The following is an 11,713-nucleotide window of genomic DNA, read 5'->3' on the forward strand; positions in this document are numbered from 1 at the left end:
TATTAGGATAAAGGTAAAAAACCTTGTTGATCAAAAATTTCCGTTAAACTTAGATCTTTTTCCAACAAACAAGCATGACCACTATAGGGTAGGACTTGAAACTTGGCATGGGGAAAGAGAGACTGTAGGCGTTGACCTTCTGTGACTGAGGGTAATAAACGATCATTACGACTGGCTAAAATTAGGGTCGGTGACTCGAAGTTTTGTATAGCTTGAGGGGCTAGGGCAAAATTTTGTAATAACCCTAAACGCCAACTGATCACATCAGGGGAAACCGATCGCATAGACTGCAACAATTGACGACGATCGCCGGATTCAATACGATCCAAAGCGGCTAAAAAGGGTAAAAAACCTAGGGTAGTGGTGGAATGCCAAGCCATAGGCAGCGATCGCGTTAAACTAACCCCCCAACTTAACCAGGGATAGCGAGAAAAAGAAGAAGCCGGATTAATTAAAATTAATTGTTCAACACTTTTACTCGCATTGAGAGCTAACTGGAGAGCCAGACAACCGCCAAAGGATTCTCCACAAAGATGAATAGGGCGATCGCCGATAACTTTATGAGACAGATCCCAAATATTTTGGCTTAAGGATTGCCAGGTACTTTTATCTTTAGTTGGCAAGGACAGACAATAAATATTAAAAAATCTGGCCAAGGTTGAAGATTGACGATGGAAAAGCTGACCTGTCCCATCCATGCCAGGTAAATAAATTAAGGCCGGTAAATTAGGATTAAAGGGTTCGGGACACAAAAATTGCATAGATAGAAAATATTATCAGGTCAGAACCGCTAGGGGCTTTTAGTATCTTAGTCTTATCAGTTTAACGAATTTCAGGAAAAATTGTTATTCTAAAAACAAAGACTGTCTCTAGGGTCTGGCTTCCTTAGCTTAAAAATGGAGCAAGGTAAACTCCCAGTTTTGATAAAATTTTAGCTTTTTTCGCACAATTTACCCGTAACAGGCTAGAAGCCTATTCCACAAGAGTTTATGACTGATTTAAATTAGCTATCAAGAGATTATGAGACTGCCAAAAGGAGGGAATCATGTCAAACTATCAACGATTTCCCAATCGGGTTATTGCCGGTCAAAATTTGGCCCAAAAACTACAAACCTATCAAAATTGCTCTAATGGCTTAGTTCTCGCCTTGCCCAGAGGTGGTGTTCCTGTTGCCTTTCCCATCGCCCAATCTTTGGATTTTCCCTTAGATCTCTGTTTAGTCCGCAAACTAGGCGCACCGGAACGTCCAGAATTAGCAATGGGCGCGATCGCTGGCGGTAACATTCAAGTCATGAACCCCGATATTGTTAATTGGTTAGGGATTACTGCGGCTCAAATTGCCTCTATTGTAGAGCAAGAACAGCAAGAACTGGAACGCCGTGCCCATTGTTATCGAGGCCAGAAACCTTTTCCGAATCTCTCAGATCGCATTATTATTTTGGTCGATGATGGCATTGCCACCGGAGCTACCATGCAAGCGGCGATCGCGGCCATTCAATCCCAAAATCCCCGCACTTTAATTGTTGCCGTTCCCGTTGTTGCTCCTGCTATTTATCACTTGTTGCAAACCCTAGTGGATGAAGTTGTTTGTTTAATTCAACCGGGTGCATCCCACTTAAGATAATACATTGACACTCAAAAGAGGAGACTTAAGATAATACATTGACACTCAAAAGAGGAGAGTGATTGAGATAAGCACATCGTAGCCGAAGAATACGAGAAACATTATGAAGATGCCAACGTGCTCCCGACAATTTAACCCTAGCTCCCACCTGTTTAATCTTAGACTCCACATCACCAGAACCAATCACAATACCAAGCTGTTGATAGTATTGGTAATCAGGGATACGCTGATAATGCTTCGTCAAATAGGCTTGAAAATTCTTTGCCCTCTTGCTTTTGACTCCATCAAACGCATCTATTGCCTTGTTCACAAAACCCCGCCACAGTAAATGCTCCACTGCTTCTAGCCGTTTGAGAGAGCCACCCACTTTGAACAGATTCTCCTTGAGATGATACCAATCCAACACCTCTCGTCGTATCAGCCACGATTGAGTGGCGAAACTCTCTACCGCATTCCAGATTCCGGGATGACCATCTCCCAAAAAGGTCACTATTGGGGACAAAGGTTGAACATTGCTCCAATTCTTTAAGCCCTCTGGGTCTTGGAAAAAGGCTTCACAGACATTGCCATGAAGACTCACCAGTTTATAATCTCGCCACTGTCCCCCTTCCTTCTCCTCGCCCCGCAGACAAATCTTTCCCCCATCTATACTGACCCCCGCACTCTCTGACTGAGCTTGAGCTAAGGGCAGTTCTGTCCGTTCTACCAAGCGATGTAAACTGCTATGTCCTACTTTTATCCCCATCAACTCCTCTATATCTTCTTCTGCTTGTTGGTAGGATGTTTTCGCACTGGCTCTTAGACAGCATTTCTCTAAACCTGGACTTAAGACGATTTTTGGCGACACCTTTAGTTTTCTGGCTTGTTTTTGGCTTATTTCCACTTCTCCGACTAGGGTTTTGATTTTTCGCTTGTTTCCAGACCGTTTTTTTCCCCCTTCTGAAAAAAAAACTCCCCCATTGTTGGCCCCACAATTTCTAACATCTGGGTTCTGACTTCTACTTCGATGCTTCCAAAGTCCTTCTGTTTCTCTGGTTCCGTATATTTGCGCAAGATACGGGCTGATTCGGTGAGATGCTGTTTTAACAGTGCTTTTTCTTCTGGGGGAATCGGTAACATACTTTTTTCGCTCATCAGTTTTTTTCCATTTTACCCCAGATTCTATGTACTACTTTATCCGGGATGTACCCAATTCAACCTGACCCCCTCCATTCCATTAGTCTTTGGTACGAAAATTTTCAACAGGTAGAGGATGAAGAAGTACAACGCTATCTTGCTCAAGCCAACCCCTTACCGCTTCGTTCTTAAGACCTCATAACTAACGTAACCTGAAGAGAGCCAAACAAGAAACTCAAGGCCAAGGAGATTGGGTGTTAAAAAGCGTTATTTTAACCATTCTCAGTTTAATTTTTATAATCTCTGTCTGGCGGTCAATGCCGGCCCTGGGGACAACCAAAACCGAAATCCTTTGGGATAGTTGGGGAGTTCCCCATATCTATGGTCAAAATCAGCGATCGCTCTTTGAAGCCTTTGGTTGGGCGCAAACCCATAGTCACGGTAATTTACTGCTCAAACTTTACGGAGAATCGCGGGGCAAAGCTTCTGAATATTGGGGTATTAACTATTTAGCCAATGATCAATATATCCGTATGATGGGCATTCCAGAGCGGGCCAAGCAATGGTATCAACTCCAAAGCCAAACCATGCAGGACAATTTAGAGTCCTTTGCTTAGGGGATTAATCGTTATGTGGCCCAGCATCCCCAGGAAATTCCTGCCGAATTGCAAGCCGTGTTACCGATTACCGGAGTTGATGTGGTTGCTCACGGACAACGGGTACTCTATTTTGAGTTTTTAACCAATGCTGAACAGCTAGAGGCCATTAAAGCTCAAACCTTGGCCGCCTCACCCAAAAATGGCTCTAATGCCTGGGCGATCGCTCCATCAAAATCCCAATCTAATAAAGCTCTGCTGTTAGCCAATCCTCACTTACCCTGGTCAGGGGTTTATCGTTGGTACGAAGCCCAATTAATAGCCCCTGGGATCAATGTCTATGGCGCGACGTTAGTGGGAATGCCAGTGCCAGCGATCGCCTTTAATGACGACTTAGGCTGGAGTTTAACCCTCAATGATCCCCACAATACCAATATTTATGAATTAACGCTTCAGGGAGACGGTTATCTGTGGAATGGCGAAGTGCGTCCCTTCGAGAGTCAGACCGAGCATCTCAAAATTCGTCAAAGCAATGGCGGTTATCAGGAGTTGGAATGGGAAGTGCGTCACAGTGTTCAAGGAGTTGTAATTGCTCAACAGAAGGATCACGCCTATGCGTTACGGGTGGCCGGTTTAGATCGTCCCTACGGTATTGAACAATTTTGGCAGATGGCCCAGGCGCAGAATCTGGCCAGTTTTGAAACAGCTTGGCAAAAGTTACAGATTCCCCTCTTTAATGTGCTTTACAGCGATCGCCTGGGCAATATTTTTTATCTCTACAATGCGATCGCGCCCAAACGAGCCGGTGGCACTTGGCAAAGCTGGCACAAAATTCAAGCAGGCGATACGGACAAAACCCTTTGGACAGAATACCTTCCCTATGAAGCTTTACCCAAACTGCTCAACCCGAAAAGCGGTTGGTTACAAAATACCAATGATCCGCCCTGGACAAGCACCTTGCCCTCGTTATTAGATCCCCAGGATTATCCGCCCGATCTCGCTCCCCCCACCCTAGAAGCTGCCCCAGAAATTTTTCGGACACAGCGATCGCTCAAAATACTCTCAAAATCAGGAAAATCCAGTTTAGCCGACCTGATTAAAGAGAAATTTTCAACCCGTTTAGAAATGGCGGATCGAATTTTGCACCTCCTCATTCCAGCGGCCAATATGTTGGCCAATCCCATCGGCATCGAAGCGGCGGCGGTTTTAAAAAAATGGGATCATCAGGCCAATGCTGACAGCAAGGGAGCCGTCCTATTTATGCTCTGGGCTATGACCTTAAGTCCCCAGCAAATTTTTTCCAAACCCTGGCAAGCCGATAATCCCCTACAAACGCCTTCCGGCTTGGCCAATATCAATATTGCCCTGGCGGTGTTAGAGGGGGTGGCAGCCCAAACCCAGTTACTCTATGGCAAACTCGATGTCACCTGGGGAGAAGTGGTGACAATGCAGCAAGGAAAATATCATCAACCGGCGATCGGTGCGCCTGGTGAACTGGGCAGTTTACGGGTGCTCAACTTTAAAACCAATTCAGAACAAAAGTATGAGGTCAATTTTGGGGATAGCTATATTGCGGCGATCGCCTTCTCCGAACCCATTCAGGCCCAAACCCTGCTGGTCTATGGCAATGCCAGCCAACCCCAATCTCCCCACCTCGGCGATCAGCTATCCCTCTACGGCAAAAATCAATTGCGTCCTGTATGGCGACAACGAGAAGAAATTTTAGCCCATTTGGAATTGCAAGAGGTTTTAAAGTAGCTTTGGATCTGGGACAAAACTTTAATAACTTTGACTTTGCCACTGTTGCCCTTCACTGGGGTTTAGAACCGTCACTTTCACTCTGTTCGTCATCTGGGCAGGGGGTAATTTTTGCTTTTTTAAAGCCGGATGAAGCGGGGTAATATCTCCTGAAACCGGAGCACAATAGGCCGGAATCGCACTGGCTACCAAGGCAATATGGCGATCGCTGACGGCTAAACCATGAGTAGGATCGTAACCGCGCCATCCTCCCCCAGGCAAATAAACCTCTGCCCAGGCGTGTAATTCCCAGTCGGCAATATCCTGATCTCCCTCTTGATAACCACTGACAAAACGGGCTGCTAAACCAACGGAGCGACACACTTCCATAAACAGTACGGTCAGATCTCGGCAGGAACCTAATTTATTTTGCCAGGTCACACCAGCTTCCCAGGGTTGACCTTGTTCTCGCACCGTATAGTTACAGTTTTCATGCAGTCGTTGAGTCAAGGTAGAGAGGAATAATAAAGGGTTACGCTGGCTGTCCTGGGCAATTTCCTGGCCCAAGGCGATCGCGGAGGGATCGGGGTGAATACCATAGGATTGCCAATAGGGTTGTAACTGTCGATAGAGCGAGGTGGGATAATCAAAGGGTAGCTGCAAAGCCCAGGCTTCCAGCAAAAAATTAAAAGGATTCTGAATATGGGTTTCTACCAAAGAATCAACCGTTAAACTGAACTGTTCTGTCGGCTCAGAAAACCAAAGACGTTGAAGACAATTACCATCTAAATCATTAACCACACTGATTCCCCCTGGTTCAGGATTGACGGTTAAGGCAAAATTTTGTAGGGATTGCCAGCCATCAGAACGGGGGCGCAAGCGGAGGATTTGAGGCTTTAATAATACTGCCTGATGATAATGATACTGGGTATGATGGTGGATCTGATAAAGCACGTTTTCAACCTCGAAGGAGCATTCTGAAATCAGGACTGGATTGTAAAACCCAGGCTTTTTGGTAAACTAAAACTCTATTCATTTCACAATGGCAAAAATTGACAATGAATCCTGCCCAGCTTGCTGTTAATGGTCTTGGTATTTTCTTGGCCTTGATGACGGTTTTGTTCATTTTTCGGATCATTCTAACCTGGTATCCCCAGATCGAGTTAACCAAAATGCCCTGGCGATTGGTTGCCCTGCCAACGGAACCCCTATTAATTCCGGTTCGTAAGCTTATTCCGCCCTTGGGTGGTGTGGATATTGCCCCGATCATTTGGGTCGGCATTTTTACCCTATTGCGGGAAATTTTGATCGGACAACAGGGGATTCTAACCCTCGGTCTATCTTTTCAGGCAACACCTTAAGCACCATGATTTTGAATAAGCCCTAGGGAGAATCCAGACTGTGTATTGCATTGGCTTAATGAGTGGTACGTCCGTTGATGGTATTGATGCTTGTCTAGTGGAAATTCAGGGATCAGGGTTAGATCTGACCGTTAGTTTGCTCAAGGGAGCCACCTATCCCTATCCTCCCCATTTACGCACGGAAATTTTGGAACTCTGCGATGGAGCTTTAGTGAGCCTAGAAAATCTGGCTTCTCTAGATGATGCGATCGCCGTTCAATTTGCCCTAGCCGCCCAAACCATTCAAGCCGAGATGCCGCCAGCCGTTTTGATCGGTTCCCATGGCCAAACCGTGTTTCATCGTCCGCCTAACCCTTCGACTTTCCAGACCCTGGGTTATAGCTGGCAATTGGGACGGGGAGAAGTGATTGCCCATTTGACGGGATTGCCTACCATTAGCAACTTTCGGGAAGCGGATATTGCGGCAGAAGGACAAGGTGCGCCCCTGGTTTCTAAAATTGATGCTTGTCTGTTGAGCCATCCCACGGAACACCGTTGCGTTCAGAATTTGGGCGGTATTGGTAACGTCACCTATCTACCGGCCAGATCCCAGACCCATTGGCAAGAGGGCATTACAGGCTGGGATACGGGGCCAGGCAATGTGCTGATCGATCTAGCGGTACAAAAATTTACCCAGGGCCAGCAAACCTACGATGGGGGGGGAGAATGGGCTGCCCAGGGCCAACCCTGTGATACTCTCGTTCATCAATGGTTACAACAGGATTTTTTTAAACAGCCCCCTCCTAAATCCACTGGCCGCGAATTGTTTGGCGAACTTTATCTGACCCATTGCTGGACAGAAGCTCAATCCTATCCCCTCAGCGAGTCCGATTTTCTGGCCACTTTAACGGAATTAACAGCCCTATCAGTGGTGGAAAATTATCGACACTTTTTGCCTCGCTTACCAGATACGGTTCTCCTTTGTGGCGGCGGCAGTCATAATTTCTATCTGCGGGAACGATTAAAGACTCATCTCGGCCCCCAAACAACTCTGATAACCACCGATGACCAAGGACTCAATAGCGATTTTAAAGAGGCGATCGCTTTTGCGGTGTTGGCTTACTGGCGGTTTCAGGATCATTTTCCAGGTAATCTGCCCCAGGTGACAGGAGCAAAACAGCCTCAATTACTGGGGGATATTCACTTGCCATGGGGCTAAGGCAGTGGTTAAAGCCCTAAATCCATCTTTTTTGTAAAGTCTGATAACCTTGAGAAAAACAAAATGCTACTTTCTAGAATGCTCAGGGAATACTAAATTAGAAGAAGTGTAAATTGATTTCTATAATACAGTTTTAAGGAGTGGTGCTTTGACACACACCTTTTTGATGGCAGCAGGACGCTGGAATATTGAAGGTTCTTGGCTCGAACGCAATCAAATGCCGATTCCAGTTAAAGGACGTACGATTGTTGCCTGGAATCAGGAAGATTGGTTTACGATGGTAACGAAGCTCGTTTTCCCAGAAAGTGAGTTACCGGAGATCTCCTTTCAGTATCGAGGTCGTCTCAATGGAGAAGAACGTCAATATAGCTACGTTCTCCAGCAAAGTGTGCTAGGCCGAGTTGAAGGGGAAGGTTGGATTGCACCCGATTCAATTATTCAACGCTATTGGGTTCTCGGCGATCGCCAACGTCGAAGTGGCTTTGAGACTTTTCACCGTCTTAGCGATAATCGCTATCATCTAGCCAGTGGTATTTTAGCTGGTCATTACTTAACAAGTACAATGGAAGCTATTTTAGAACGGCAAGCCTAAAATTACCTCACAATTTAAACTCTGCCTTTTTGTTTCCTTTTTTTGAACCCAGGCCTCTTGAATTATGCCACCAGAGTCTAGACACCGCCGTTTACTTGCCAATCGCTATCAACTAATTGACCTGGTTGGTAGTGGTGCGATGGGCCAGGTTTATCGGGCCGAGGATAAGCTATTAGGGGGTGTAACCGTTGCGGTCAAATTTCTTTCCCAAGCCCTGCTCAACCATCGCATGAAGGAACGTTTTGAACGGGAAGCCACCATCTCCGCCTTATTGGGGGAAAGAAGTATTCATATTGTTCGAGTACGGGATTATGGTCTGGATGAAAAGGAAATCCCCTTTTATGTCATGGAATTTTTACAAGGGGACAGTATTGGCGACATTATCAAATATCGTCCCCTACCCGTAGAGCGTTTTATCAAAATTTGTCGTCAGATTTGCTTTGGATTGGAATGCGCCCATAAGGGAATTTTATTTCAGGGAGAAATCTGTCCGATTGTGCATCGGGATATTAAACCCAGTAACATTCTGTTGGTACAGGATGCCGCTTTGGGAGAACTGGTTAAAATTTTGGATTTTGGTATCGCCAAACTGGTACAAGCCGAAGAGTCTCAAACCCAAGCTTTTATGGGAACGTTAGCCTACTGTTCCCCCGAACAAATGGAAGGAAAAGAACTAGATAATCGTTCTGATATCTATAGTTTGGGCATTATGATGTACGAAATGCTCACCGGAGAAATGCCTCTTTTTCCCACCAGTTCTTCCTTTGGTAGTTGGTATGAGGTGCATCACCATACGAAGCCTCAATCCATTCATCCTAGCCATCACGTACCACCTAGCTTGGAAGCTTTGATTATGGGCTGTTTGGCTAAAGCACCCAAAGATCGTCCCCAAACCGTTGATGATGTACTAAGAGCTTTGGAAGCGATCGAGGCTTCTCTGGTAACACCCGCCATTCCCCCTGGTAGGATTAGCTTTGATGATCCCGCCGATTCCCAGCCGACAATTATTGCCCCATCTCAACCGTCTGCCCAAAAGAAACTACTCCCCATTCAAGAACTCTGTAAACAAATGGGCTGGCCAACTGATAAGCCCCATCAAAAAATCGTTTTTCCCCATGTTTTAAGGGCGGCAGAAGGCACATTTGCCAGCCTTTGGGTGATGTTGGATCAAGAAGATGTTTTGACCCGAATGACGAGTATTCGCTATAACCAATTTCTGATGGTGACAAATCCTCATCCGATGATTCTCTGGATTACGGTGTTATACCACAAAGAATATGGCCCCCGTTGGCTTCCCTGCTATCTAGATTTAAAAACCTCATCTGGTCAGCGTTTTGCCAATCTTTTGGGCCAATCAGGAAATTATTGGTTGCTCTTTTTTTCCTTTGAAAATCCCCAACGTTGTCAGGAAGTTTTACCGGCAACGATCGCCCCTAATCAGTACAAGCTGTTAACGGAATGGGCAATGACGAGCCAAACCATTGAAGGTGGTAAACCCCAAATTACGAAACGATTACTGAAACAGGAATTTGAAAAGCTTAAACCTAAAATTATTGCCAAACTTTCGACGGTTAATCCTTCCTTTAATAAGGAAGTGTCAGGATTATAGTAATTGAGAGAACTTGTTTAACGCGATCGCCAACAGTCTCAGTTCTATTTCAAAAGGCTCTCAGTACTTTAGAGCAAAATAGTGCTACTCTGCCATCTGAAAACAATGATTCAAACAGCCCCCCATCCTCTCCTCGCAAAAATACTACCAGTGATGGGGATAGTAGTAATTTAGATACAGTGATTAGCCAGGCAGTTCCTGAGCCAAGAGAAATAGGGGGAATGAGCGCCGCCGCTTTGATGTTGGGTGGTTTTATCTGGAAATATCGCTCGATAAGGGCCAAGCATCACCGTCCTAAGAATATAGAATTGGTTGGTTGAGATTGTTCTACTCATCTTATTAGACCATAAGTTGGTATTTTTCCTGCGCTAAACGATAAAGGGGATGCCAGACTAAACGATTGGTTAAAACCACCAAAAAAGACATTACCGCCGTTGCAGCTAATAACACCGGATAGTTCGCACTAGCAGTTGATTGGGAAATCGTTTCTCCTAGGCCGGATGTGGTTAATAGTTTTCCCTTAAATTCCACATATTCACTGACAATACTAGCATTCCAAGCACCACCCACGGCTGTAATTATGCCGGTCATTAAATAGGGAAAAATGCCTGGTAAAATCAAATTCTGCCAGCGTTGAATGAGGGATAATTTATAAACCTTAGCAGCCTCAAAAAGTTCTGACGGAATCGCTTGGGCACCGGCAATCACATTAAAGAGAATATACCACATGGTTCCTAACATCATTAAAGCGACAGAACCGATCTGTAGGCCACCGCCAAAATTGATCAGAGCCAGTAATAAAACCGGAAATAAGGCCGTCGCTGGAACCGAAGCAGCAATTTGTACCAATGGCTGTAAGAATTGAGCAATGCGAGGATTACGCCCGATCGCCACCCCAACCGGAACTGTCCAGAGAAGAGAGAGAATCAAGGCGGTGATGACTCTAAGAGCCGTTAAGATCGCGCCTTTAATAATGATTTTCCACTCAGCAAAATCCACCATTTTTAATAGTAACGTTCCTTCCCAAATTCCCCAGAGGATGATAACAGTACATCCACTTAAAAATAGCCAATTTAACCAACGTGTAATTGTGAATGTTCCTGATACTTGCTGCGGCAAACTAACGGGATAGAATTTGACAGCGATCGCCTGATCAACAACGGACTGAATTTCTTGTACCTGTTGGCCAATGGCTCTGAGGGTTGGTGAAGCCTGTAAAAAATCTAAAATGAGGGATTGAGGAGCATCTTGAGTATTTTGGGTTTGATATTTAAACTTTTCTGCCCAGGCAATGAGAGGTTGCCAGATAAAAAAGTCGATAGCAATAATAATGGAGATCAAGACTCCTAAACCGGCAAAAATAGATCGCCAATTGCCGTGACTCGCTGCGGTTGAAAGATAGGAACCAAGACCCGGTAATTTGAAATTTTCTCCTCCTAAATTAAAGGATTCAATTGCCATCAAAAAAAACCATCCTCCCGCCATCGACATAGCACTATTCCAAACTAAGCCAATCGCCCCTGCGGGTAATTCTAATGTCCAAAAACGTTGCCAAGCATTCAGCCTAAATACTTTTGCCGCTTCTTTTAATTCGGTTGGAATACTGCACAGAGATTGATAAAAGCTAAAGACCATATTCCAGGTCATACCAGTAAAAATCAATAAGACCGCAGCAATTTCAATGCCGATTCTTTGACCAGGAAAAAGAGAAATGAGGGCTAAAACCACACCAGGTAAAAAAGAAAGGACGGGAATTGATTGTAAAATATCGAGTAAAGGAATCAAAACACTAGCGGCAAAGCGAAAACGGTAGGCTGTATAGGCATAAATCAGGGTAAATGTTAAGGAAATAAAATAGGCGATCGCCATTCTGAGTGGGT

10 protein-coding genes and 1 pseudogene are annotated in these 11,713 nt (G+C 45.1%); 6 read left to right on the forward strand and 5 right to left on the reverse strand.

Going from position 1 to position 11,713, the window contains the following annotated elements:
* Window positions 1–2: 2 nt before the first annotated feature.
* Window positions 3–761 (reverse strand): alpha/beta hydrolase, encoded by a 759-nt coding sequence (locus tag KA717_13880; protein UXE63595.1) that lies wholly within the window; start codon window positions 759–761, stop codon window positions 3–5.
* 284 nt (window positions 762–1,045) lie between these two features.
* Between KA717_13880 and KA717_13885 the strand changes: the two genes are divergently transcribed.
* The gene (locus KA717_13885; GenBank protein ID UXE63596.1) at window positions 1,046–1,624 is read left to right on the forward strand and encodes a phosphoribosyltransferase; all 579 of its coding nucleotides are present in this window, start codon (window positions 1,046–1,048) and stop codon (window positions 1,622–1,624) included.
* Between the two features lie 25 nt (window positions 1,625–1,649).
* Here the strand turns inward: KA717_13885 and KA717_13890 are convergent, their stop codons facing one another.
* On the reverse strand, window positions 1,650–2,528 hold the full coding sequence (locus KA717_13890; GenBank protein ID UXE64657.1) for an ISKra4 family transposase: 879 nt from the start codon (window positions 2,526–2,528) through the stop codon (window positions 1,650–1,652).
* Window positions 2,516–2,758, reverse strand: a complete 243-nt coding sequence (locus KA717_13895; GenBank protein ID UXE63597.1) for a hypothetical protein — start codon at window positions 2,756–2,758, stop codon at window positions 2,516–2,518. The genes KA717_13890 and KA717_13895 overlap by 13 nt, the downstream gene beginning before the upstream one ends.
* 299 nt (window positions 2,759–3,057) lie before the next feature.
* On the opposite strand from KA717_13895, the pseudogene KA717_13900 reads away from it, so the two are divergent.
* Window positions 3,058–5,094, forward strand: a pseudogene (locus KA717_13900) (acylase).
* A gap of 21 nt (window positions 5,095–5,115) precedes the next feature.
* Here the strand turns inward: KA717_13900 and KA717_13905 are convergent.
* On the reverse strand, window positions 5,116–6,027 hold the full coding sequence (locus tag KA717_13905) for a transglutaminase family protein (protein ID UXE63598.1): 912 nt from the start codon (window positions 6,025–6,027) through the stop codon (window positions 5,116–5,118).
* A gap of 104 nt (window positions 6,028–6,131) precedes the next feature.
* Here KA717_13905 and KA717_13910 point away from each other — a divergent pair, with 104 nt between their 5' ends.
* From KA717_13910 to KA717_13925, 4 genes are all read left to right on the forward strand, one after another.
* On the forward strand, window positions 6,132–6,434 hold the full coding sequence (locus tag KA717_13910) for a YggT family protein (GenBank protein UXE63599.1): 303 nt from the start codon (window positions 6,132–6,134) through the stop codon (window positions 6,432–6,434).
* 40 nt (window positions 6,435–6,474) lie between these two features.
* Window positions 6,475–7,632, forward strand: a complete 1,158-nt coding sequence (locus KA717_13915) for an anhydro-N-acetylmuramic acid kinase (GenBank protein ID UXE63600.1) — start codon at window positions 6,475–6,477, stop codon at window positions 7,630–7,632.
* 148 nt (window positions 7,633–7,780) lie between these two features.
* Window positions 7,781–8,224 (forward strand): hypothetical protein, encoded by a 444-nt coding sequence (locus KA717_13920; GenBank protein UXE63601.1) that lies wholly within the window; start codon window positions 7,781–7,783, stop codon window positions 8,222–8,224.
* A gap of 64 nt (window positions 8,225–8,288) precedes the next feature.
* Window positions 8,289–9,833, forward strand: coding sequence for a serine/threonine protein kinase (locus tag KA717_13925; protein UXE63602.1), 1,545 nt, complete (start codon window positions 8,289–8,291; stop codon window positions 9,831–9,833).
* A 339-nt stretch (window positions 9,834–10,172) separates the two neighbouring features.
* Here the strand turns inward: KA717_13925 and KA717_13930 are convergent, their stop codons facing one another.
* Window positions 10,173–11,702 carry an ABC transporter permease subunit gene (locus KA717_13930; GenBank protein UXE63603.1) on the reverse strand — a complete coding sequence of 510 codons (1,530 nt, stop codon included), beginning with the start codon at window positions 11,700–11,702 and terminating at the stop codon, window positions 10,173–10,175.
* Window positions 11,703–11,713: the final 11 nt, after the last annotated feature.

The organism is Woronichinia naegeliana WA131 (genome assembly GCA_025370055.1).
GTDB classification, from domain to species: Bacteria; Cyanobacteriota; Cyanobacteriia; order Cyanobacteriales; family Microcystaceae; genus Woronichinia; species Woronichinia naegeliana.